The sequence below is a fragment of the Streptococcus sp. E24BD genome (genome assembly GCF_041807825.1).
In the GTDB taxonomy this organism is placed as follows: domain Bacteria; phylum Bacillota; class Bacilli; order Lactobacillales; family Streptococcaceae; genus Streptococcus; species Streptococcus entericus.
The window spans coordinates 1-21916 of sequence record NZ_JBGTZB010000010.1 but is presented as its reverse complement, the minus strand read 5'-3'; the positions used below and the strand labels follow the sequence as shown (position 1 = coordinate 21916).

The following is a 21916-nucleotide window of genomic DNA, read 5'->3' as shown; positions in this document are numbered from 1 at the left end:
ATAAAGGAGACTCTATGTACGACTATATCAAAGGCACACTGACCAAAATCACCGCCAAGCACCTCGTGGTCGAGGCTTATGGCATCGGCTACCTACTTCATATCGCCAATCCCTACCGTTTTTCAGACCGTGTTGGTCAGGACGTCCAGCTTTACCTCTATCAGGTGGTGCGTGAGGACGCCCAGCTCCTCTACGCTTTTGCCAGCGAAAGTGAGAAAGAAGTCTTCCTCAACCTCATCTCGGTCACAGGGATTGGACCAACCACCGCCCTCGCCATCATCGCAGTGGACGACAATGACGGGCTGGTCGCCGCCATTGACAGCAGCAACATCACCTACCTGACCAAGTTCCCCAAGGTCGGCAAAAAAACAGCCCAGCAGATGGTGCTGGACTTGGCTGGCAAGTTTGAGCCTACGGCTACTTCGGCTGACGCCAATAGCAGAGCTGCTCTGCCATTGACCCCAGAAAACACCGCTCTTGAAGAAGCCATAGAGGCCCTTCTGGCCCTCGGCTACAAAGCGGCTGAGCTCAAAAAGATCAAGACCTTCTTTGATGGCACGACAGACACAACGGAGAACTACATCAAGGGTGCGCTCAAGATGCTGATGAAATAAGAAAAATGAGTAGGACAACCTGCTCATTTTTTCAGTTTATCGAGTTCTTCTCGAAAATTGCTTAACATTTGTTCTTCTCCGGTTAGGTCGAGGAGTGCTAGCCCCTTGTCAATCAAATCGCGGTCATCACGGCAAATGCCCAAGCGAACCTGCGCAAACCCTAGCTGGTCATAACGCTTGGTCTCACGAGCTAAGTCTTCAATCATCATCGTCAGTCGTTCACAGTCCTTGATGAGGTTGTTATAGAGAAAAATACTGGAAAGGTTGGCAAGGAGAGCGTATTTTAGGTCGTTGATGTTACGGTAATCCTTGTATTTTTCGAGACTGACAAGCAGTTTATCAGTTGTGACAATAATCGTTTCTAAAGGAAAGGTAAACAAAATCACACCAATCATTTTCAAGTCTCGTTCATACCAAGTATCTTGCTTAGCAAGTTCGTCCCAGATTCTTTTAGTAAGCTGTTGTAGTTCTTCAGAAGGATTTAAAAAACCTTGCTTGCGAACTAAGAGGGTCACATTGATTTTATCTAGGAGTTTTTTTATGGGAATATCATGGTGAGTTTTTAGATGTTCTTCACACAGGCATTTTATCTGGTAGAGTTCTGTGTTATCTGCTATTGATTTATAGTTATAAACTCTCTCAAAGATATGCTCTCTTTGTCGTGGTCTATAGTGGTTACAGATATAGCGGAATTCCTCTAAACTCATGTTGATTTGATCAAGGAGAAAAATCATGTTTTCAAACTTAGGGACAACTATGCCACTTTCTATCTTGGTCAGTGTGGTTCTCGAAATCATATCGCCACAAACTTGAACTTGGGTTAAACCTTTTGATTTTCGAATTTTTTTATAGATATAGCCAAAATCATGTCTCATAAAATCCTCCTAAAATAAAAAGTGAAAAAAGTTTACATTTTAATCGCTTATCTACTTTTTATTGTATCATAAAATAAAGAAAAGGAGGAAAAATGAAAAACTTGATATTAGCTAAACTAATTATTACTACCTGTCTAATTGCTCCAGTTTTATCCCTAGATTGGACGTGGTTAATATTGCTTTAATGCTTTACGGCAAGCAGTATTATAAATAGATAGAATCAAGGTGAGTCCGATGGATTAACTAACAGTTAATGTGTGCTAAAAAACGAACAAAATGTTATAATACGTAAAGGAGAATTGATGATGAAAAATTGGAAAAAGAAACTAATGACCTTGACTGCCCTATCTTTGCTTGGCTTAGGAACTGCTCAAGTTATTCAGGCAATAACCTTCAGCAATGGTCCTAAGTGGGTAAGAAGTACAGAGCAATTACAATTGCGCTATTTTGGGGAAGCCTATACGAAAGCAGCACGAGGTGCTGCAAGAGGAATTTATAAAAGAGATGGTAGGGTCGTTGGTTCCGTAACTGCTCTGGTACCATCTTGGTCTGATGCCGCAGAAGATTATCAGACAACCTATGTTTGGGATTCGTTAATTTCAGGTCGGCGTTACGTCACTCAATTTTATGCTCAATGGTGATGAACATCTATATCAAGAGCGATTATAGAGTGGGCTCTAATTCGCTGATTTTATCAGCTTTCACAGCCCTACTCAACTGTGCGGAGGTGGGACGACTCATTGAATTCTGACGAATGACCGATTTTTGTCCCACTCTCATCTGTATTATCTAATGGGATGGATTGAAAATGGAGGAATTCTGGATGAGATATATTTATCGGCTACTCATTGCCAGGCGTTGGTATATTTTTGTGTCAATTATCTTATTAGGTTTTGTCATGAATTTTTTGACATTTTATGAGTCTAGTCGCTTATTTCGTTACGCACCGCAGTTGATAGGGTTATATCATAAGCGTAGTGATAATGACTATGAAATCATTCATCTACCTTACACCATCAACCAGAGGATTATCCCAAATTCTTCAGAGGAAACAGAAGAATTTTATAACATTATCAAAGAAACTTTTTTTGACAAAGATATTAGTGAAACTCTCTACTACAATAAATGGGGATATATAGAAGGGGGAAGTCTACAACAGTTGACCTTTGAAGAATTCAGGGAGAAATCTTCTTTTGCAAATTCAGGTACACTTGATGAGTTATTTTTAGATGATTTACTTGTTAGAAATACGTCAAAATCCACTTTAAGTGCCGTTACTGAAAAATTCAAAACGCTTAATATAAACATGTCGTTTGAGTCACTTAACCAACGTTTATCGGCAGAAGTGAACTATTATGTTGTCAACTTTTTATTCGGGCTAGGGGCAGCTCTATTTATTCTGATATTTGTATTAGCGCTGCTCTATTGGCTGATACAAACAAGCTTAAACCTCTATCAAGATGACATCAGATTATTAAGTATTGTTGGAGCAAATAAGCAAGACATTTGTATTGGCTTTTCGTTATTACTATTTAGCCCAATTTTTTTAGCCTCTATCCTAGTTATCATTTTTGCACATGCCATTGGCTTTGGTGCGATTGCCTACGATTATATTTATTTACTTTGCTTCAATGCTTTTGTGCTAAGCTTGATTTACTTTATTGTAAAAAGTCAACTAAGAAAGTCTCTAAATGCTTGAATTGATATCATAGAGGAGCTAACAATGGCGTATGTGTTTTGGACAATCATTAAAAAACGCTGGTATGTTTTTGGTATCATGGGTCTGTTTACCTTTATCACGACCGTTCTATCGTGGAACAATACCAATCTATTGTTTACCCAATTACCCTATATCATGCAGCTTCATGACAAATCATCAACCGATGTTTATGAAATTGTGGCAGTTCCTCATGCTGAATCAGACGGTCTTATCATAACCAACACCTCTAGCGAAAGGCAACAATTTATTGGCTTACTAGAGACCACATTTTTTAACAATAAGAGTGTAGATAAACTTTATACAGACAAACAGGGCTATTTGGAAGGCGATAAGGGATTGACTGAAATGCCTAAATTAGAGCAGTCCGAACTTTCACAGATGCTAGCAGGACATATTTTTCAACCAAAATTTTTTGACGATTTATTAGTGGCAAATACATCTCCCGAACACTTAAAACAAGCTGAGTTGTTAGCTGAAAAACTAAGAATTAACTTGATGTTTACCTCTCTTAAAAAGCGATTTCAGAGTGAATTAAGGTATTACGGTGGCGGAGCTCTCTTTGCTCTGTTGGTCAACGTGCTAGCATCTGGCTTTGGCTTATTACTGATTTACTGGCTTATCCACTCTCTGTTCATCATCTGTCAAGAGGATATTCGATTATTGAGGATTATTGGCTTATCCAAGTCTCAACTGCATCGGTACTTGCTGATACTGGTGCTAAGCGCTCCAATGTTTGGAATTTTCCTATCGTTATTATTTATTCACAGCATTTCTGTTGGTCGTACGATACTCATTTGGGATTATATCTATCTATTTAGTTACCAGTTTTTGATCGGACTTATAATATCAAAACTATTGTCAAGTCAACTAAGGAGGTTTCTCGATGCTTGAGTTGTCATTACAAAGGAGCTAACAATGGCGTATGTGTTTTGGACAATCGTTAAAAAGCGCTGGTATGTTTTTGGTATTATGAGCCTGTTCACCTTTATCACGACCGTTCTATCGTGGAACAATACCAATCTATTCGTTGAAAATTTGCCAAGGCTTATAGCCCTTCATCAGAAATCGTCCGATGATATTTATGATGTCTTTGTGATGCCGCAAACAGACACTGATGGTCGTATACTGCCGAACACGGCTAGCGAGCGTCAGCAGTTGATGGTTTTGCTGAAGGAAACGTTTTTCAAAGATACTTCCGATAATCGTTTGTACAAAGGGAAACGAACCTATTTGAAAGGTGACCAAAGCATTTCGGAAATGCCGATTCTATCAGAAGCCGAGTTGTCAACGCAACTAGCAAACGACCTTTATCACCCGACGTTTTTTGCTGATTTATTAGTGACCAATGTTGACCAGTCACAACTAAAGAGATTAGAAAAGGCGGCAGGTCGCTTAAATGTGACGATGATGTTTACATCCTTGAGAGAACGAGCGGCATCAGAAATCGGCTATTACGGTGGCGGAGCTCTCTTTGCTCTGTTGGTCAACGTGCTGGCGTCTGGCTTTGGCTTATTACTGATTTACTGGGCAGTTGTTTCTGTCATGACAATTTGTCAAGAGGATATCCGCCTACTTCGTGTAGTGGGACTGTCGGCTACTCAACTGCATCGACAATTGGTGTTGTCAGTCACGGTCTTGCCGACCTTGGGGTTTCTGCTAGCGCTGATTAGCATCATAGTGATTTTCCCATGGCGAGAGTTTTTGATATGGGATTCCCTTTATCTATTTGGTTATCAATTGCTAGTACTTACCATCGTTTCAAAATTAATCAAAAACCAACTAAGGAGGTTTCTCGATGCTTGAGTTGAAACAAGTTAAAAAATCCTATAAGGACAAGCAGATTTTTTCAGGCATAGACCTGACAGTTGAAGCGGGTCAAATCGTTTTGCTGATGGGCAAGTCCGGCATTGGGAAGTCAACCCTGCTGGATATGATAGCTGGGGTAAAATCAATGGATGATGGCAGCTATCATTACCGTGGCAATGAGATTTTTTGTCAAGATGATAAGCAGATGAGCCGTTTTCGTAACCGTCATATCGGCTATATCTTACAAGATTTTGCCTTGATTGACGACTACACCGTGCTTGAGAACTTGTTGTTGCCTGCCTTGTATCGTCGTTCAGCAGACAAGTCAAGCCTTGAAGACAAGGCTCGTCAATTAGCCGACCAATTTGAGGTATCAGATGTTCTGGAGACTAAGGTCAAGCGCATCTCGGGCGGTCAAAAACAGCGGGCAGCCATTATCCGCAGTATTCTTTTGGACCCAGATATTATTCTTGCCGATGAGCCGACTAGCAATCTTGATGCAGACAACTTTCAGCTGGTCATAGAGTTATTTAACACCTTAAAAGCCGACGGGAAAATTATCATCATCGCCACCCACGATGACCGCTTGACAGCCATAGCCGATAAGGTTTACCAGATTAGCGATTACCGTTTGAAGCTGATGACACAAGGGGGCTCAGATGATGCATGAGTGGCGGATTCGCTTACTTAACCTCTATACCAGTTTGTTGATGAGTATCTTTTTTCACTGGAAAGAACCAGTAGAAGGTCTGCTTTGGCTGAGCGCCCTTTATCTGCTAAACCTAATCTTTTTTTACATGATGATGTTGTCAAAGCGAAAAGAGTTTCGCATTCATCACCTGTTAGGCAGACCGCACCACCAGCTACTAACGGCATCATTTCTCAGCCAACTCAGATGGCAGTTACTGCCCGTCCTTATCTGGGAGGTTGGCTTGTTCTTTATCCTTCCCAGCGACTTTTTTCGCGTTATCGGTTTATTATTGTTTATTATCGGCGCTATATTGGCCAAACACCTCATGTTAGAGTATATTCTAAAGCACTGACAGTTCATCAGGTGCTTTTTATGTTATACTTATCCCATGGAAAAAACACGTTGTTCTTGGGTGAAAATCAGTAACCCTCTTTATGTTGCTTATCATGACGAGGAGTGGGGACTCCCTCTCCACAACGACCACAAGCTTTTTGAGCTGCTCTGCCTAGAAACCTATCAAGCAGGGCTGTCTTGGGAAACTGTTCTTAACAAGCGTTCGGCTTTTCGCTCAGCTTTTCATGGCTACGCCGTGGACAAGGTGGCCCAGATGACCGACGAGGAGCTGGACCGTCTGCTGGTCAACCCAGACATCATCCGTCACCGAGCCAAACTCTATGCCACACGGAAAAATGCTCGGGCTTTTCAGCGAGTGCAGACTGAGTTTGGCAGCTTTGACCGCTACCTCTGGAGTTGGGTAAATGGTCAACCTCAGGTTAATCCTGTCAGTGACTACAGCCAAGCCCCCACTCAGACGACCCTGTCACAAGCCCTGTCCAAGGACTTGAAAAAACGGGGCTTTACCTTTGTCGAACCAGTCTGTGTTTACTCGTATTTACAGGCTGCGGGATTGGTTAACGACCACGAAGACACCTGTTTTTGCAAAAATACCCAGTGATTACGAATAACTGATTAGGAGGACTTATGAGAGCAGAGCTGATTACCGTTGGAACAGAGCTGTTGACAGGGCAAATCGTCAACACCAACGCCCAGTATTTGGCGGAAAAAATGGCAGAAATTGGCGTAGATGTTTACTTTCAGACAGCGGTCGGCGATAACCGAGACAGGCTGCTGTCGGTGCTTGAACTGGCTAAAAACCGAAGTCAACTAGTCATCCTCTGTGGTGGTTTGGGTCCGACCGAGGATGACTTGACTAAGCAGACCTTGGCTGAGTTTCTGGGGCGAGACTTGATTGCTGATCCAGATGCGATGGCTAAGCTGGACCATTTTTTTGCCAGCCGCCCCACTTATCATCGTACCCCAAACAATGACCGGCAGGCAGAGCTGGTGGATGGTAGTCGTCCCCTGCCTAACCGAACAGGCTTGGCCGTTGGTGGGCTGGTCGAGCAGGATGGGGTGACCTATGTTGTCCTGCCTGGTCCGCCGAGCGAGCTCAAGCCCATGGTGCAAGAACAGCTCTTACCCTTCTTATCCGATGGACAGCGGCTTTACTCCCGTGTTTTACGGTTTATCGGGATTGGGGAGAGTCAACTAGTGACCGTGCTCGCAGACCTCATCGCCAATCAGACAGATCCGACCATCGCTCCTTATGCCAAGACAGGCGAGGTCACCCTACGCTTGTCGACCAAAAGTAGTCGTCAAGAGTTGGCAGATGCTGCATTTGACCAGCTGGAGGCGACAATTCTAGCCCATGAGGGGTTAGCGGACTGTCTCTATGGCTATGGCGAGGACAACTCGCTCGCAGCTGTGGTGGTCAATTTGCTCAAGGAGCGCCAGCTGACCCTGACCGCAGCAGAGAGCCTGACAGGCGGGCTCTTGCAAGCAACCCTAACAGAACAGGCCGGTAGCTCAGCTATTTTCAAAGGTGGTTTCGTCACCTATAGTCTGGAACAAAAGGCGCAGATGCTGGGGATCTCACCTGAGCTGTTACGCCAGCACGGGACAGTATCGGCGGTTTCTGCGGAGGCAATGGCAGAGCAGAGTAGGCGATTGACAGGTAGTGATTTAGGAGTTGCCCTGACGGGTGTGGCTGGTCCAGAAGAGCTGGAGGGACAGAGCGTTGGGACGGTTTATCTGGGGCTTGCAACAGAGTATGGCGTCATAAGTCACAAGTTGACCATCGGTGACCGTGGTAGGCAGCATATCCGTCAGATTGCCGTCTTGCACGTCCTAAATCTCGTTCGTCAGGCTATCTGTTCTGACAAAACTATGGTATAATGAAAAAGTGATTAAAAGGAGACAACATGGCTAAAAAACAGACAAAGAAATTAGAAGATATCACTAAAAAATTTGGTGAAGAGCGTGAAAAAGCGCTAAATAAAGCCCTTGAGCAAATCGAAAAAGACTTTGGTAAAGGTGCCATTATGAAGCTCGGCGAGCGAGCGGAGCAAAAGGTTCAAGTGATTAGTTCAGGTTCTCTGGCCTTGGACATTGCTTTGGGTGCAGGTGGGTATCCCAAAGGGCGGATTATCGAGATTTATGGACCGGAAAGCTCTGGTAAGACAACTGTTGCTTTGCATGCGGTAGCTCAAGTTCAAAAAGAAGGTGGCATCGCAGCCTTTATTGATGCGGAGCATGCGCTCGACCCTATTTATGCTCAAGCGCTGGGCGTTAATATTGATGAGTTGCTCCTTTCGCAGCCAGATTCCGGAGAGCAGGGGCTAGAAATTGCGGGCAAGCTCATCGAATCAGGTGCGGTGGACTTGGTGGTTATTGACTCAGTAGCCGCTCTAGTACCGCGTGCAGAAATTGATGGTGACATCGGTGATAATCATGTCGGCTTGCAGGCTCGGATGATGAGTCAGGCCATGCGTAAACTAGGTGCCTCTATCAACAAAACCAAAACGATTGCTATCTTTATCAACCAGCTCCGTGAAAAAGTTGGTGTTATGTTCGGTAGTCCTGAGACCACACCTGGTGGACGTGCCCTTAAATTCTATGCTTCTGTTCGTCTAGATGTTCGTGGGTCAAGTCAAATTAAGGGGACTGGTGATCAGAAAGACCAGAGCATCGGTAAGGAAACGAAGATCAAAGTTGTCAAAAATAAGGTTGCGCCACCATTTAAGGAGGCTCTTGTTGAGATCATGTTCGGCGAGGGCATTTCACAGACTGGTGAACTTTTGACCATTGCTACGAACTTGGATATTATTAAAAAATCAGGTGCGTGGTATTCTTATAATGATCAAAAAATTGGTCAGGGGTCTGAAAAAGCCAAGGATTTCCTCAAAGAGAACCCTGACATCTTTACAGAAATTGACCGTAAGGTACGACTTCACTACGGTCTGATTGAACCTGAAGAAGGTGAAGACCTGCCTGCCATCGAGACCGAAGGCAAGAAAACGGCTAAAGGCAAGAAAAAAGAAGCTGACGAGGTTATCGAAGAGGAAGATACCCTCTTGGAACTTGACCTTGACGATGACGATATCGATCTGGAGGACTAAAACAAGCCAGTGGCTTGTTTTAGGTCGAGGCAAAAAAATTGAAAAGCCGAGACAAGCCAGTGGCTTGTTTTAGGTTGTGCCATCAGAAGTTGAAGTGACTGTTGTACTTATCTCGGGTTACTGTTAACCCTAAAAAACTGGTTTTTTAGCTTGTCGTAAAAATAGGTCTAAAGACCTACGACCAGTGTCTCAGCTTTGTGTTATAATGGTAGTATGACTTGATAGAAAGGTGGATCAGTAATGATTACGATTTATACCATCTCCAGTTGCACCTCATGTAAAAAAGCAAAAACTTGGTTAAACAGCCACAAACTACCATATAAAGAACAAAATATTGGTAAGGAACCCTTGACAAAGGCAGAAATTCTCGATATCTTATCAAAAACCGAAAACGGTGTTGATAGCATCATTTCGTCGAAAAATCGTTATGTCAAGGCTCTTGATTTGGATGTTAACGACTTGAGCCTCAATCAAGTGATTGAATTGATTCAAGAAAATCCTCGTATTTTGAAAAGTCCGATTTTAGTAGATAACAAACGCCTACAGGTTGGCTACAAAGAAGATGACATTCGCATTTTCTTGCCACGTTCGGTGCGTGATGTTGAAAATTCGGAAGCTCGTTTGCGGGCTGCTTTATAGGTTATTAAAGGTTGGTTGATACAGTGATTCACCCAGCCTTTTTATCTATCAATCTGATTTGCTTAGCTTGGAGAAAAATCGCTAGCAATGTTCGGTGACGAAAGGATAGCATGTCCTTGAAAATATTATAAAAATAAGGTATAATAGTTAATAAGATAAGGAAAGAAGGGGACGTTATGGGATTTACAGAAGATACTGTCCGTTTTCAACTGGATGACGGCAATAAAAAAGAAATTAGCGAGACCTTGGCGTCTGTCTATCGCTCGTTGAGCGAAAAAGGCTATCAGCCGATTAACCAAATCGTAGGCTATGTCCTGAGTGGGGACCCAGCTTATGTCCCACGCTATAACGATGCTAGAAATCAAATTCGTAAATACGAGCGTGATGAATTGGTTGAAGAGTTGGTTCGCTTTTACCTGAAAGGCAATGGGATAGACCTCTGATGCGAGTAATGGGATTGGATGTTGGGTCAAAGACTGTCGGAGTGGCGATTAGTGACCCGCTAGGGTTCACAGCTCAGGGTGTGGAAATTATTCCAATTAACGAGGATAACGGTGAGTTTGGTTTGGATCGCCTAGCAGGGTTGGTTAAGAACTATCAAGTGACCAAGTTCGTCGTCGGTCTGCCAAAGAACATGAATAACAGCCTCGGTCCTCGTGCCGAAGCAAGTCAGGCTTACGGGGAACTCCTTATTGAACGGTTTGGGTTGCCTGTTGATTATCAAGATGAGCGACTAACCACCGTTCAAGCAGAGCGGCTCTTAATTGAGCAAGCAGATGTCAGCCGTAACAAGCGTAAAAAAGTTATTGATAAATTAGCTGCTCAGCTAATTTTGCAGAACTACCTTGACCGGTCTTTCTAGGAAATAAAGGAGAAACTATGTCACATAACCATGAACATGATCACGATGTGATTACCCTCGTTGATGAAGAGGGCAACGAAACCCTCTTTGAAATTTTGTTGACCATTGATGGTCGAGAAGAATTCGGTAAGAACTATGTCCTCCTAGTGCCAGCAGGTGCAGAGGCAGATGAAACAGGTGAGATTGAGATTCAAGCTTACTCTTATACAGAAAATGAGGACGGTACAGAAGGCGACTTATTACCAATCCCTGAAGATTCTGATGCTGAGTGGGATATGATCGAAGAAGTCTTCAACAGCTTTGTTGATGAAGAATAGTAAAAAACGGTCTAGCGCCGTTTTTTATCTGGCTATAACCGATGTCAAGGCTAGCTTATGCTGGTCTTTTTTAGTTAGTAAAAAGCTGAAAAAGGTGATATAATGAAAGATACAAACGGAGCATACAAAATAGGATAAAAGTATTTGGTGAAACCAAATTCCAGAAAACACGTGTAAAAAATGCCTATTGGGTGCTGAGGATAGGCGGGTTGTCCAGACGAGAAATTGGAAATCCGATTATTGGGCTTGAGGCTTGGATAATGCAGGGTGTTGAATGCCCAGTTTTTTAAGTTTGACAGCAAGCTATACAAGAACTACAAATGAATAAGGAGATATGTCGTGAGTGAACATTTTCTAAACCCCGAGGATTGGGACAAATTGCTTGAGGCGCCACTTGCGGAGCGACCAAAGAAAAGATTAAGAGATTACAGAGTGCCCCTATCGCATCAATTTCTCTTGATGCTGTGGAGTACGGTTGTATCTCTCATGTCTTTCGTTCCCCTTTACATCAGTACCTCTGCAGATGGTCTGCAAAGCCAGATTTTTTACATGGCTTGGGGGATTACTCAAGGGCAACTGCCTTATGTTTCGATTTTTAGTCGATCTGGACTTCTTTACAGTGCTTTGGTTGCTGCAACCACATTCCTAGGTGGGCTTCAGTGGATGATGCTAATCCAGCTTGGGTGTTTATACCTATCAGGGATTTACCTGTTTAAACTGGTGTCTTATTGGACAGGGGATAACCGACAGGCGCTGGGGTTATCAGGGATGTTTTACGCAGTCAACGCCGTTGTTGGATTCGGCGGTTTTCTCTCGGTTCAATTGGCCATTCCGTTTGTCTTGATTGGTCTATGGCTATTGGTGACCTATTTAAATGACTGGCGGCGCGATGAAATTTTTATCACTTATGGTCTGGTGTCTGCCTTGGCTTTAGCTTTGGAGCCTCGGACATTAGTGTTTTGGTTGCTCAGTTTTGTCGTTTTCACCGGTTCCAATATCGCTAAAAAACGTTGGGCTAGAGGCTTCTATCAACAATTAGCCATGGTGTTCGGTATCATTTTAATCATCTACCCATTGGCCTATATTGCGGTTAACTTGGATTTGTTGACACCCTATTTTGAGCAAGCCTTTATTGGGAACTTCAGCAGCTTGTCCGACACTGGCACGATGAGTTTTCTGCCTATGGGGGTCAATGCCATCCTTGCCCTTGGGTTGGGGCTATTGACAGGTTTGCTCTTTTTGCCGAAAGTTTTTCGACACATGTCAGAGCAGACTGCCAGTGTTGTTTTGCTGGCGTTGCTGACCTTGAGTTACTTAATTGTGGCCGTACTTGGGCAATCTTGGTCATTTACAGATTTATTGCTGCTACTGCCGTTTGGCCTGTTACTAACAGGTCTGGGCTTGGCTGATGAGAAAACGACTTTGGTAAACAGCCGTTCAGCCCGTCGTCAGAAGTTAGCCTCCTCATCGGTTGGTCTGTTGAAAAGCCATGCTTATCTGCCTGCGGTATTGCTTTTAGTTGGGCTAGTCTGGCGCTTGTCTCCTATCTTGACAGAACAAGCTGTTCAAGCTGAAAGAGAACAGATAGCTCAGTATCTGTCTAGCGAGGTAACTGGTGAGACATCGATCTACGCTTGGGATAAATCCGCGACAATTTATCTGGACAGTCACCTGACCTCGGCAAGCCAGATTCCCATTATCACCGCTTATCCTATGACTCAAACCACTCAGCAACAGGTTGTCGATGAACTGTTGCGAGGACAGGCAAGCTTTGTCATTGTTAACAAGTCCCTTCCTCTCCCTGAACAATTACAGGAGAAGTTGGATAAGGATTATCAACACCTGTCATCACCCCAGTTTACTCATTTTAACTTCTACCAGAAACAGTAAAAATCAATATCTTGTGTCTTTTTAAAAAATAGACCACAAGATATTGATTTTTTTTGCTCTTCTTGCTATAATGGAGAAAAAGTGAATTTGCTAACAAGGTGGGTATCAATATCATGAGACAACTGATGGTTATTAAACGAGACGGCAGGCAGCAATTATTTGATGCAGATAAACTGTATCGGAGTTTAGTAAAGACCGCGAGGTATTATGAATCTTTTAATCAGGAGCAGTTAAGGGAGTTATGCCAGCAGATTTGTGATGCGGTAGGTCAGAAAATCAGTCAGTCTGAACAAGACAACATCAGTTCAGGCGAAATTCAAACATTATTGTCAGAAACCTTGCAGACGGCTGGTTATGGCGAGCTAGCAGAGAGCATGCTAACATATGCTAGTGAAGAGGCAAGGGCATTTGTAGCAGCGACAGATATGGGGCAGGCGCTCAACCGTTTGGCGACGGCTGATAGTAGCCTTGTCCATGAAAACGCCAATAAGGATGCTCGGGTGTTTAACACTCAGCGGGATTTGACTGCTGGTCTAGTCGCAAAAAGTTTCGGGTTGTCACTCTTACCCCCTCATGTGGCCAAAGCTCATCAACGTGGACACTTGCACTACCATGATTTGGATTATAGCCCCTATACGACTATGACCAACTGCTGTCTGATTGATTTTGCCAATATGCTTGAAAACGGCTTTCGGATTGGTAACGCTGACGTGGAGAGTCCCAAGTCTATCCAGACAGCGACAGCGCAGATGTCTCAAATTATCGCCAATGTCGCTTCCAGTCAATACGGGGGCTGTTCAGCTGACCGTGTCGATGAATTGTTAGCCCCTTATGCTCAACTCAATTATAACAAGCACCGCCTTGAAGGGGAAAAATGGCTAAGCCCTGACCAGGTCGATGCCTACGCCAAGGAAAAGACGGTCAAGGACATTTACGATGCCATGCAGAGCTTGGAATATGAGATTAACACCCTCTTTAGTTCCAACGGTCAAACGCCGTTTGTCTCTCTGGGATTTGGTCTAGGGCTCAGCTGGTTAGAACGAGAAATCCAGCGTGCTATCCTCCAAATCCGCTTAAAGGGTCTGGGGCGCGAAGGTCGCACAGCTATTTTCCCAAAACTCATCTATACCCTCAAACGAGGGCTTAATCTGGAACCTGACAGCCCCAACTACGACATCAAGCAACTGGCGCTGGCCTGTGCCACCAAGCGGATGTATCCTGATATCCTATCCTATGATCAGGTGATTGAGCTGACAGGCTCCTTCAAGGTGCCGATGGGCTGTCGCTCCTTTTTGCAGGGCTGGACAGATGAGAACGGTCAAGAAGTCAACTCTGGTCGGATGAATCTCGGGGTGGTCACCCTCAATCTTCCGCGGATTGCTTTAGAGTCTTTGGGTGACTTGTCACGTTTTTGGCGGCTCTTGGAGGAGCGCCTGACCACCGCACATGATGCTTTGGTCTATCGTGTCCAGCGCGTCAAGGAAGCTAGCCCGACAAACGCGCCTATTCTCTACCAGCACGGCGCCTTCGGCCGCCGCTTAGCCGAGAACGATGCAGTTGATGAGGTGTTCAAGAACCGTCGGGCGACCATTTCACTGGGCTACATCGGTCTTTATGAGGTGGCGACAGTCTTTTATGGGGCAGATTGGGAGACCAATAGCAGAGCAAAGACCTTTACCTTGGACATTATCCGCCAGTTCAAGCAGGCATGCGAGACCTGGTCAGATCAGTATGGCTACCATTTTTCGGTCTATTCCACACCATCAGAGAGTTTGACCGATCGGTTTTGTCGCTTAGACACCGAGCAATTTGGGTGTGTCAAAGACATCACTGACAAGGGGTATTACACCAACTCCTTCCATTATGATGTGCGCAAGAACCCAACGCCATTTGACAAACTGGACTTTGAAAAAGATTACCCAGCAGCAGGATCCAGCGGCGGCTTTATCCACTACTGCGAGTACCCTGTTCTCCAGCAAAATCCCAAGGCTCTGGAAGCCGTCTGGGATTACGCCTATGACCGTGTTGGCTACCTAGGCACCAATACCCCAATTGACAAATGCTACAAATGTCAGTTTGAGGGGGACTTTGAGCCGACTGAGCGAGGTTTCCAGTGCCCAGACTGTGGCAATACGGATCCCAAAACCGTTGATGTGGTCAAGCGCACCTGCGGTTATCTGGGCAATCCCCAAGCCCGTCCCATGGTCGCCGGTCGCCACAAGGAAATTGTTGCCCGAGTCAAACACATGAATGCCTCTAGCTTATAAAACCTGAAAGGAGCGACCATGAATAATCCCAAGCCCCAAGAATGGAAAAGTGACGAGCTAAGCCATGGGCACATCATGGATTACAAGGCTTTTAACATGGTAGATGGTGAGGGGGTAAGGTGCAGCCTCTATGTGTCGGGCTGCCTCTTTCATTGTGAGGGCTGTTATAACGTTGCCACGTGGAACTTTAGGGCAGGTATTCCCTATACCCAGGAGCTTGAGGAGCAGATAATGGCTGATTTAGCCAAGCCCTATGTGCAAGGGCTGACCTTGCTAGGGGGCGAACCCTTTCTCAACACAGGGATTCTCCTTCCCTTGGTTAAGCGGATACGAAGAGAACTGCCTGATAAGGACATCTGGTCTTGGACAGGCTACACTTGGGAGGAACTGCAGCTAGAAACCGAGGACAAGCTAGAACTGCTCCGTTTCCTCGATATTTTGGTTGATGGACGATATGACCGCAGCAAGCGCAATCTCCGCCTACAGTTTCGCGGGTCATCTAACCAACGCATCATTGATGTCCCAACGTCGTTAGCAACTGGTGAAGTTGTCCTGTGGTCGAGGTTGCAGGAGATGGAGTAACCTTTGACGAACCATTGACAATATGGTAAGCTAGAGGTCACATCAAATCAACCACAGAGGAGACAATCATGGGAAAATACCAACTCGACTACAAGGGGCAGGCACAGGTAACTAGGTTTCACGAGAAACATTCGACAGGCAAATCTGATAAAACCGACAAACTCAAAGACCTGAAGGCTCAGTTTGTCGCTAGGACCAAGAAAGGGAACAAGGGATGAGAATTGGCATTGTTGGCATTGGCGGCATTTGCCAGAAAGCCTACCTGCCCTATCTGCGGCAGCTGACAGGTGTGGAGTGGCATCTCTTTACCCGCAATCAAGCAGTATTGGCAGAGACTGCCAGCCTCTTTGGAGTAGCCAACACCTACCAAGCCATAGAAGACTTGCTGGCGGTGGAACTGGATGGGGTCATGATTCATGCAGCGACGGTGGCGCACGTGGAGCTGGCTAGTCAGTTTCTGCGGCGGGGGATTCCTATCTACATGGACAAGCCTTTGGCAGAGGACTACGAGGCGGCGCGCCAGCTCTATGCCTTGGCTGAAAAGCACAACACCTTTCTTATGGCGGGCTTCAATCGCCGCTTCGCCCCTCGAGTGACAGAGCTGACCCAGCTCACGAACAAGACCCACATTCGTGTCGAGAAAAACGACACCAACCGTCCCGCCGACTTGACCTTCAAGCTCTATGACCTCTTTATCCACCCGTTAGATACGGCGCTTTTTTTGGCAAATGGCCGAGCTGTCTCTGGGGATTTTCGCTACTACCTGACGCCATCAGGACAGTTGCGACAGGTTGCTGTCACACTGGAAACTGACCAAGCTGAGCTAATTCACATTGGCATGAACCTGCAAGCAGGCTCTCGCCATGAGGTCATGGACATCCAAACCCCACAAGCGACCTATCAGCTGGAAAATCTGGACAAGCTGACCATCATCGAGGGAGACGACCAACAGACCAAGAGCTTTGGTTCCTGGGATACGACCCTCTACAAACGAGGGTTTGAGAGCATTGTTGACGCCTTTCTGACGGCTATCAAGACCAAGCAAAATCCTGTAGACCCTACTAGCAGCTTGCTCAGCCATTGGCTCTGCCACCAAATCAACCACAGTAAAACCAGCAGCGGTCAGCTCCAGCTAACCCTGCCAGAATAGGAGGACTGTCATGCAACTAAGACGACCAACCCTAGCGGATCAAGCGGCTGTCGAGGAAATGATGGCGGAGTTTATCGCCACAGGTTCTGCGACCGATGGCGGCTTTTGGACTCCTGAGAACTTTGACTATGCTGACTGGCTCCAGTACAACGCCGACGCAGAGATGGGGCTCAATATCCCAGCAGAGTTTGTTCCAGCTGTTCAGTTTGTCTCTTTTGATGAGGCTGGGCGATCTTTGGGCTTTCTTCATCTTCGTCTGCGGCTCAATGACTTCCTGCTACAACAAGGTGGGCATATTGGCTATTCCATCAGACCGAGTGAGCGGGGTAAGGGTCACGCTAAGGAGCAGTTGCGGTTGGGGCTTTTAGAGTGCCCACAGAAAAATATTCACCGCGTACTAATCACCTGTTCCATGGAAAATCCAGCCAGCCGAGCGACGATTTTAGCCAACGGCGGCGTGTTGGAAGACGTGCGTGAAGGCACAGAGCGGTATTGGGTTGATTTAGAGTAGACAAAAAGAGCCAAATGGCTCTTTTTTGCTGGTTATACTCAAAAAATCAGCATCAGACTAGGAAACGAATCGAAGGTAGCACTGGTGGTGCAGTTAGGCGAGGTGACGACATCTGATTTTGATTGTCAAAGCGTACTAGTTTTTGTAGAAATAGATGTAGCTACTGTCTGTTCGACTCTTCCAACCCAAGTCCCTTAATAAATCTAAGCCTAAATAGCCCAAAAGAATACCAGACAGGTTAGTCAGGATATCAGCCACATCGGCGATACCCAGATGAAGAAGATACTGGCTGATTTCTAGGATTATCAGACCAATCGTAGCAGAGGCGACAACCATTTTGAGCGTTTTGACACGACGAAACAGCAGGAAACCAACGGGGATAAAGAGGACGATGTTGGCAAAAACGATAAAGGCTGACTCCTGAAATTGGGTGAGGAGATTTAGTGGGTTTAAGTTAATTCCCTGCACCCCTCGACTTTTGAGCATGATGACAAAGAGAAGAGCGACAAGATAGAGGAGGGTCTGGACTTTCAAAAATGTTTTTTTGAATCGTAGGTGGAGGAGTTGCCAAACGTTGGTAGCAAATAAAAGAGTGATGGCGACTAGTGACGTGATAATGAGCCAAGTCTGACTCAAAATGTCAACTCCAGCCCCTCCTAACAGGAGCACTAGGTAGGGATAGGCAATAAAGGAATAAAAATTAGCTAGTCCGAAAAAGAAAACGAGACTCATAAGAAGGGTTATAACAACATAAATGATATTTTTCTTCATTTTACTTGACTCCTGTTTGAGAAAATTATAATGTATACGTATACATTATAATAAAAAAATAGAAGGAGTAAACTTATGAAATCATTAAATTTCAATAAAAAGATAGTCTTCTTAGTCTTGTCTGCTGTGACTTTTTTATCATTGGCCACAAGCGTGGTACAGGCTGCCGTTGCATTTAGCTATGAAGGTTGGGGGATAAGGAGCAGGCCGTCGCTTGGCTCGACCTACCTCAATAGTTCCCAAAGGGTTACAATCAATCATTATCAGCAAAGAGATTATAACCGCAATGGTATCGGAATGACAGTGACCGTGCAAAAGCATAACGGTTGGACGTGGTATTCGGTAGCTTCTGAAACTTATTATGAAACAAGGTCTGCTACTTTCTCTCCTTATTTATCATCAGGAACTTATCGCTTGTATTTTTCGACAACAGAGAGTTCGGGTCAGACCTACTATATCAGTGGTACATTTAATAAGTAGACTATGATTGTCTGACTAATTATTTGAAGCAATTGACCATTTTAGATTATATTTAAGAACATTCTAGTCCTAACTATCTTAAAAGATTAGGGCTATAGTATTTTAAGATTTTGTTTGACCTGAATCTTGTTTAATCAGCTGGACGGACATAAACCAATTCCTGCTCGCTGGATAGAACAGCCTGATAGGTAAAACCCGCAAAAGTCAGCTCTTTGAGCTGATCCAGAGTCTCCACTGCTTCCAGGCAGGCTTGCTTGAGGAGAAGACCACGTCCTTTTTTGGAAATGGTAGAATGCGTTTTGAGCTGTCCAGCTTTTTCCTCATGGAAGAGCACTCTGACAAAACGCTCTTGAACAGTCGGTGAAAAGACTGTTTCAAACTCGCTTGAGAGGAGAGAAATCAAGAGGTCTTCGCTGCTGACAGCTTGGTCATAGAGTGGGCGCCAATAGGTTTTGAGGGAGTAATCGTCAATGTTTTAGCGATAGAGGTGATTTACTCGGTATTTTCTCCTTTAGTAAGGATACCACCCCAGAAATTGTTGACGAGTATGGGCATATTGGCTATTCGATTCGTCCGTCGGAGCGTGGCAAGGGTTATGGGAATACCCAGCTAAAGCTAGGGCTGCTTGAACTCAAACAGTTAGGCTTGAAACGACTAATACTTATCTGTGACGCTGATAACAAGAGAAGTCGACAATTGATTTTGGGTAATGGTGGACATTATGAAAAAACGGTCAACCATGATGAATTTTATTGGATCGACCTAACTTGAGATGAAAGTTGACGATAAAAAGAGCCTCGTGGGCTCTTTTTGTGCATTATCTCGATAACGTGTGGTTAAGTCTGAGGATAGGGATACCCCAAGTGCTCATAGGCTTTTTGGGTAGCGACCCGACCAGACTTGGTACGGATGATAAACCCCTGCTGAATCAGGTAAGGTTCATACATGTCCTCGACCGTCTCACGTTCCTCGGCGATGTTCACCGCCACCGTTCCCAGCCCGACCGGACCACCACGGTAAACCTCAATCATGGTGCGCAGGATTTTCTGGTCGACATAGTCTAGCCCCTCCTGATCCACGTCTAACATGGTCAAGGCTTTATCAGTTACCTGATCGTCAATTTGCCCGTCGCCCATAATTTGGGCGAAATCCCGCACCCGCTTGAGCAGGCGATTAGCGATACGGGGAGTTCCACGGCTTCGCCGTGACAATTGCTGAGCAGCCTCGTGGGTGATTTCAGCTTCAAAGATGTCAGCCGTCCGTTCAACGATTTCCGTCAGATCCTCCAAGGCATAATATTCCATGTGCCCAGAGATACCAAACCGAGCGCGTAAGGGATTGGACAGCATCCCAGCCCGTGTCGTCGCCCCAATCAAGGTAAAAGGAGGCAAATCCAGATGGACAGCTCTGCTATTTTCCCCCTGCCCAATCATAATATCGACATAAAAGTCCTCCATCGCCGAGTAGAGCACCTCTTCGACAACCATGGGCATGCGGTGAATCTCGTCAATGAAAAGCACATCACCGGGCTCCAGATCGTTAAGGATAGCGACCAAATCACCAGGTTTCTCAATGACAGGACCGCTAGTTTGTTTGAGATTGACCCCCAGCTCGTTAGCAATTACCGCGGCCATAGTCGTTTTCCCAAGACCCGGAGGACCAAAGAGCAGGACATGATCCAGGGCTTCGTCACGCAGTTTGGCAGCCTTGATAAAAATTTCCAGCTGCTCCTTAACCTTGTTCTGACCGATGTACTCTCGAAAATACTGGGGACGGAGTGTACGTTCAACCGCCTCCTCCCCAGACAGTTGTTGCTTGTCTAGTAGATTGTTCATGAAAATAGTATAACATAAAAGCAAGCGATAAGCTTGCTTTTATGTTACAGTTCAGTTATTTAACGCACCACCAACTGAGTTCTTCCAATGGCTTAACGATGAAAGCACTAATTGCAGCGAAGTTGAAAAAGAACATGGTGTTATCTCCTTTAAAATTAATAATTTATATTACATACTTATTGTATCGGAACATCATTAATCTTAACAGGACAAAAATGTCTTATCGACGAGCGATATCTTGCTTCCATTCAGCAGATAATTTAGTTAGCAAGGTTTTATCGCTAACTAGCCTAGCAAACATACAAGCATTTTCGTAACACAATCTAGCCTCTTCTTCATTTTTTTCCTGGAATAAATAGTATTTCCATTTCATGAGATTGAAAATTGGCATTTTTTGAAAATCTTGTGTCTTTTGCATAATTCGCTCCATTGCGGCAATCGTTTTTCCCATAGATTCTTCACAATTTAAGCTGATAGAATTAGAAAATACACTAATAAACACAGAGTTAAGAGTAGATAAATCTTCAAGAGGGACAATATCAACATGTTTAAAAAGATTGCTGATTAATTCATTATATTGTTTTTTATCAAACCATTCAGGAGGAAAGTCTTTCTTTTTTATAGCAAGCAAATAAAGATCAATAAGGACAAGGTCGTTGGCAGTATAAATATTTTTTGTGAAGAGTTGGTCTAAATAATCTTCGAGAATTTTGTTAGCAGAAAAGAAATTATCATCAAAGCCTAATCTTAAATTTGTATCAATGATGTCAATTACTAATTGCTCTTCTTCAGAGAGTTCGTCATAAAAATCATCATATATCTCATTTAGATAAGTTTCTTTTTCTTCTAATCTGCTGTTTTCTTGATACGTCTGCGTCCTCAATAATAAGTATTTCAACTCTTTATAGCGCGCTGGCAATTCAAAACTCTCATCGGTTAAATCACCGATTTTAACCCCTAATCGACTAGCGATAAATTGAACCTTAGCCAATGTAGGTGTTGATTTACCTGTTTCGATGCGTGTTAGCTGGCGCACAGATAGTTCGCTTTCATCGCCGCAAAAGGCCTCTTTAGTTATCTTTTGAGCCTGTCGTAACGCTTTAACTTTCTTTCCGAATTTCATAGCAACCCCTTTTGAATTGTTTTACCAGAATAAGATAATTATATCAATTTTTGTTAGTGCTTTCAATATATTGGTTATACATTTTAACTATAAAGTACCATAGCCTTTAGCTATAACGAGTAGACTTTTACTTTCTTTGGTTAATCTGCATAGAAACTGAGACCGGAAAAGTTTTCCAGGCTCTTATGTTAAAGCTTATAATCACTCACCTTCAAGTTGTTTGATTAATTTTTTCACTTTTGTAATGATATTCTTTTTCCCTTTAAAAGCATTTCCGGAAGCGAGTTTTTGGACAAGATTCCACTCTTCGTTAGTAAGTAATTTT

At 44.3% G+C, this 21916-nt stretch carries 26 protein-coding genes and 1 pseudogene; 22 read left to right on the top strand and 5 right to left on the bottom strand.

Annotated features, from left to right (window positions below):
• The first annotated feature begins 14 nt into the window (after positions 1-14).
• Positions 15-614: a Holliday junction branch migration protein RuvA gene (ruvA, locus tag ACERC5_RS03700; protein WP_373658567.1), complete on the top strand. Its 600-nt coding sequence runs from the start codon at positions 15-17 to the stop codon at positions 612-614.
• A 23-nt stretch (positions 615-637) separates the two neighbouring features.
• Here the strand turns inward: ruvA and ACERC5_RS03695 are convergent, their stop codons facing one another.
• Positions 638-1489: a helix-turn-helix domain-containing protein gene (locus ACERC5_RS03695; protein ID WP_373658566.1), complete on the bottom strand. Its 852-nt coding sequence runs from the start codon at positions 1487-1489 to the stop codon at positions 638-640.
• A 305-nt stretch (positions 1490-1794) separates the two neighbouring features.
• Here ACERC5_RS03695 and ACERC5_RS03690 point away from each other — a divergent pair, with 305 nt between their 5' ends.
• From ACERC5_RS03690 to ACERC5_RS03600, 19 genes are all read left to right on the top strand, one after another.
• Positions 1795-2130 (top strand): hypothetical protein, encoded by a 336-nt coding sequence (locus tag ACERC5_RS03690; RefSeq protein ID WP_149036268.1) that lies wholly within the window; start codon positions 1795-1797, stop codon positions 2128-2130.
• 182 nt (positions 2131-2312) lie between these two features.
• Positions 2313-3188, top strand: a complete 876-nt coding sequence (locus ACERC5_RS03685; protein ID WP_373658565.1) for a hypothetical protein — start codon at positions 2313-2315, stop codon at positions 3186-3188.
• Positions 3189-3212: 24 nt separating this feature from the next.
• The gene (locus ACERC5_RS03680; protein ID WP_373658564.1) at positions 3213-4100 is read left to right on the top strand and encodes a hypothetical protein; all 888 of its coding nucleotides are present in this window, start codon (positions 3213-3215) and stop codon (positions 4098-4100) included.
• 24 nt (positions 4101-4124) lie between these two features.
• Positions 4125-5012, top strand: coding sequence for a hypothetical protein (locus tag ACERC5_RS03675; RefSeq protein ID WP_373658563.1), 888 nt, complete (start codon positions 4125-4127; stop codon positions 5010-5012).
• Positions 5005-5685, top strand: a complete 681-nt coding sequence (locus ACERC5_RS03670; protein ID WP_373658562.1) for an ABC transporter ATP-binding protein — start codon at positions 5005-5007, stop codon at positions 5683-5685. The genes ACERC5_RS03675 and ACERC5_RS03670 overlap by 8 nt, the downstream gene beginning before the upstream one ends.
• The gene (locus tag ACERC5_RS03665) at positions 5675-6058 is read left to right on the top strand and encodes a hypothetical protein (protein ID WP_373660171.1); all 384 of its coding nucleotides are present in this window, start codon (positions 5675-5677) and stop codon (positions 6056-6058) included. Before ACERC5_RS03670 ends, ACERC5_RS03665 begins: the two co-directional genes overlap by 11 nt.
• 36 nt (positions 6059-6094) lie before the next feature.
• Entirely contained in the window at positions 6095-6661 is a 567-nt protein-coding gene (locus tag ACERC5_RS03660) for a DNA-3-methyladenine glycosylase I (RefSeq protein ID WP_373658560.1), read from the top strand.
• 26 nt (positions 6662-6687) lie between these two features.
• Entirely contained in the window at positions 6688-7941 is a 1254-nt protein-coding gene (locus ACERC5_RS03655) for a competence/damage-inducible protein A (protein ID WP_373658559.1), read from the top strand.
• 26 nt (positions 7942-7967) lie between these two features.
• Positions 7968-9164 carry a recombinase RecA gene (recA, locus tag ACERC5_RS03650; RefSeq protein ID WP_373658558.1) on the top strand — a complete coding sequence of 399 codons (1197 nt, stop codon included), beginning with the start codon at positions 7968-7970 and terminating at the stop codon, positions 9162-9164.
• A 240-nt stretch (positions 9165-9404) separates the two neighbouring features.
• A complete protein-coding gene (spx, locus tag ACERC5_RS03645) occupies positions 9405-9803 on the top strand; it encodes a transcriptional regulator Spx (protein ID WP_018368116.1) in 399 nt (132 codons plus the stop codon).
• Positions 9804-9979: 176 nt separating this feature from the next.
• The gene (locus ACERC5_RS03640; RefSeq protein ID WP_018368115.1) at positions 9980-10246 is read left to right on the top strand and encodes an IreB family regulatory phosphoprotein; all 267 of its coding nucleotides are present in this window, start codon (positions 9980-9982) and stop codon (positions 10244-10246) included.
• Entirely contained in the window at positions 10246-10665 is a 420-nt protein-coding gene (gene ruvX / locus ACERC5_RS03635) for a Holliday junction resolvase RuvX (protein WP_373658557.1), read from the top strand. The genes ACERC5_RS03640 and ruvX overlap by 1 nt, the downstream gene beginning before the upstream one ends.
• Positions 10666-10682: 17 nt before the next feature.
• Complete coding sequence (locus ACERC5_RS03630; RefSeq protein ID WP_018368113.1) at positions 10683-10982, top strand: DUF1292 domain-containing protein; 300 nt, start codon at positions 10683-10685, stop codon at positions 10980-10982.
• A 339-nt stretch (positions 10983-11321) separates the two neighbouring features.
• Positions 11322-12872: a hypothetical protein gene (locus ACERC5_RS03625; protein WP_373658556.1), complete on the top strand. Its 1551-nt coding sequence runs from the start codon at positions 11322-11324 to the stop codon at positions 12870-12872.
• Between the two features lie 125 nt (positions 12873-12997).
• Positions 12998-15139, top strand: a complete 2142-nt coding sequence (gene nrdD / locus ACERC5_RS03620) for an anaerobic ribonucleoside-triphosphate reductase (RefSeq protein WP_373658555.1) — start codon at positions 12998-13000, stop codon at positions 15137-15139.
• Positions 15140-15157: 18 nt separating this feature from the next.
• Entirely contained in the window at positions 15158-15721 is a 564-nt protein-coding gene (nrdG, locus tag ACERC5_RS03615; RefSeq protein WP_373658553.1) for an anaerobic ribonucleoside-triphosphate reductase activating protein, read from the top strand.
• Positions 15722-15789: 68 nt separating this feature from the next.
• Positions 15790-15939 carry a hypothetical protein gene (locus tag ACERC5_RS03610; RefSeq protein WP_373658552.1) on the top strand — a complete coding sequence of 50 codons (150 nt, stop codon included), beginning with the start codon at positions 15790-15792 and terminating at the stop codon, positions 15937-15939.
• Positions 15936-16871 (top strand): Gfo/Idh/MocA family protein, encoded by a 936-nt coding sequence (locus tag ACERC5_RS03605; protein ID WP_373660170.1) that lies wholly within the window; start codon positions 15936-15938, stop codon positions 16869-16871. The genes ACERC5_RS03610 and ACERC5_RS03605 overlap by 4 nt, the downstream gene beginning before the upstream one ends.
• Before the next feature lie 10 nt (positions 16872-16881).
• A complete protein-coding gene (locus tag ACERC5_RS03600) occupies positions 16882-17382 on the top strand; it encodes a GNAT family N-acetyltransferase (protein WP_373658549.1) in 501 nt (166 codons plus the stop codon).
• A 135-nt stretch (positions 17383-17517) separates the two neighbouring features.
• Here ACERC5_RS03600 and ACERC5_RS03595 read toward each other — a convergent pair whose 3' ends face one another.
• Positions 17518-18153 (bottom strand): VanZ family protein, encoded by a 636-nt coding sequence (locus tag ACERC5_RS03595; protein WP_373660169.1) that lies wholly within the window; start codon positions 18151-18153, stop codon positions 17518-17520.
• 75 nt (positions 18154-18228) lie between these two features.
• Here ACERC5_RS03595 and ACERC5_RS03590 point away from each other — a divergent pair, with 75 nt between their 5' ends.
• Positions 18229-18633, top strand: a complete 405-nt coding sequence (locus tag ACERC5_RS03590) for a hypothetical protein (RefSeq protein WP_373660168.1) — start codon at positions 18229-18231, stop codon at positions 18631-18633.
• A 130-nt stretch (positions 18634-18763) separates the two neighbouring features.
• Here the strand turns inward: ACERC5_RS03590 and yaaA are convergent, their stop codons facing one another.
• The gene (yaaA, locus tag ACERC5_RS03585) at positions 18764-19105 is read right to left on the bottom strand and encodes a peroxide stress protein YaaA (RefSeq protein ID WP_373658608.1); all 342 of its coding nucleotides are present in this window, start codon (positions 19103-19105) and stop codon (positions 18764-18766) included.
• Positions 19106-19125: 20 nt separating this feature from the next.
• Here yaaA and ACERC5_RS03580 point away from each other — a divergent pair.
• Positions 19126-19404 (top strand): annotated as a pseudogene (locus ACERC5_RS03580) (GNAT family N-acetyltransferase); the annotation flags it as partial.
• A 65-nt stretch (positions 19405-19469) separates the two neighbouring features.
• On the opposite strand, the gene ruvB reads toward ACERC5_RS03580, so the two are convergent.
• Together ruvB and ACERC5_RS03570 are read right to left on the bottom strand one after the other, a co-directional pair.
• Complete coding sequence (ruvB, locus tag ACERC5_RS03575; RefSeq protein WP_373658546.1) at positions 19470-20468, bottom strand: Holliday junction branch migration DNA helicase RuvB; 999 nt, start codon at positions 20466-20468, stop codon at positions 19470-19472.
• A 220-nt stretch (positions 20469-20688) separates the two neighbouring features.
• Entirely contained in the window at positions 20689-21591 is a 903-nt protein-coding gene (locus tag ACERC5_RS03570) for a helix-turn-helix domain-containing protein (protein ID WP_373658544.1), read from the bottom strand.
• Between the last annotated feature and the right edge of the window lie 325 nt (positions 21592-21916).

Excerpts from the sequence above, each read along its gene's own strand:
- ruvA (WP_373658567.1), top strand. The coding sequence starts at position 15 with ATGTACGACTATATCAAAGGCACACTGACCAAAATCACCGCCAAGCAC.
- ACERC5_RS03695 (WP_373658566.1), bottom strand. The coding sequence starts at position 1,489 with ATGAGACATGATTTTGGCTATATCTATAAAAAAATTCGAAAATCAAAA.
- ACERC5_RS03690 (WP_149036268.1), top strand. The coding sequence starts at position 1,795 with ATGAAAAATTGGAAAAAGAAACTAATGACCTTGACTGCCCTATCTTTG.
- ACERC5_RS03685 (WP_373658565.1), top strand. The coding sequence starts at position 2,313 with ATGAGATATATTTATCGGCTACTCATTGCCAGGCGTTGGTATATTTTT.
- ACERC5_RS03680 (WP_373658564.1), top strand. The coding sequence starts at position 3,213 with ATGGCGTATGTGTTTTGGACAATCATTAAAAAACGCTGGTATGTTTTT.
- ACERC5_RS03675 (WP_373658563.1), top strand. The coding sequence starts at position 4,125 with ATGGCGTATGTGTTTTGGACAATCGTTAAAAAGCGCTGGTATGTTTTT.
- ACERC5_RS03670 (WP_373658562.1), top strand. The coding sequence starts at position 5,005 with ATGCTTGAGTTGAAACAAGTTAAAAAATCCTATAAGGACAAGCAGATT.
- ACERC5_RS03665 (WP_373660171.1), top strand. The coding sequence starts at position 5,675 with ATGATGCATGAGTGGCGGATTCGCTTACTTAACCTCTATACCAGTTTG.
- ACERC5_RS03660 (WP_373658560.1), top strand. The coding sequence starts at position 6,095 with ATGGAAAAAACACGTTGTTCTTGGGTGAAAATCAGTAACCCTCTTTAT.
- ACERC5_RS03655 (WP_373658559.1), top strand. The coding sequence starts at position 6,688 with ATGAGAGCAGAGCTGATTACCGTTGGAACAGAGCTGTTGACAGGGCAA.
- recA (WP_373658558.1), top strand. The coding sequence starts at position 7,968 with ATGGCTAAAAAACAGACAAAGAAATTAGAAGATATCACTAAAAAATTT.
- spx (WP_018368116.1), top strand. The coding sequence starts at position 9,405 with ATGATTACGATTTATACCATCTCCAGTTGCACCTCATGTAAAAAAGCA.
- ACERC5_RS03640 (WP_018368115.1), top strand. The coding sequence starts at position 9,980 with ATGGGATTTACAGAAGATACTGTCCGTTTTCAACTGGATGACGGCAAT.
- ruvX (WP_373658557.1), top strand. The coding sequence starts at position 10,246 with ATGCGAGTAATGGGATTGGATGTTGGGTCAAAGACTGTCGGAGTGGCG.
- ACERC5_RS03630 (WP_018368113.1), top strand. The coding sequence starts at position 10,683 with ATGTCACATAACCATGAACATGATCACGATGTGATTACCCTCGTTGAT.
- nrdD (WP_373658555.1), top strand. The coding sequence starts at position 12,998 with ATGGTTATTAAACGAGACGGCAGGCAGCAATTATTTGATGCAGATAAA.
- nrdG (WP_373658553.1), top strand. The coding sequence starts at position 15,158 with ATGAATAATCCCAAGCCCCAAGAATGGAAAAGTGACGAGCTAAGCCAT.
- ACERC5_RS03610 (WP_373658552.1), top strand. The coding sequence starts at position 15,790 with ATGGGAAAATACCAACTCGACTACAAGGGGCAGGCACAGGTAACTAGG.
- ACERC5_RS03605 (WP_373660170.1), top strand. The coding sequence starts at position 15,936 with ATGAGAATTGGCATTGTTGGCATTGGCGGCATTTGCCAGAAAGCCTAC.
- ACERC5_RS03600 (WP_373658549.1), top strand. The coding sequence starts at position 16,882 with ATGCAACTAAGACGACCAACCCTAGCGGATCAAGCGGCTGTCGAGGAA.
- ACERC5_RS03595 (WP_373660169.1), bottom strand. The coding sequence starts at position 18,153 with ATGAAGAAAAATATCATTTATGTTGTTATAACCCTTCTTATGAGTCTC.
- ACERC5_RS03590 (WP_373660168.1), top strand. The coding sequence starts at position 18,229 with ATGAAATCATTAAATTTCAATAAAAAGATAGTCTTCTTAGTCTTGTCT.
- ruvB (WP_373658546.1), bottom strand. The coding sequence starts at position 20,468 with ATGAACAATCTACTAGACAAGCAACAACTGTCTGGGGAGGAGGCGGTT.
- ACERC5_RS03570 (WP_373658544.1), bottom strand. The coding sequence starts at position 21,591 with ATGAAATTCGGAAAGAAAGTTAAAGCGTTACGACAGGCTCAAAAGATA.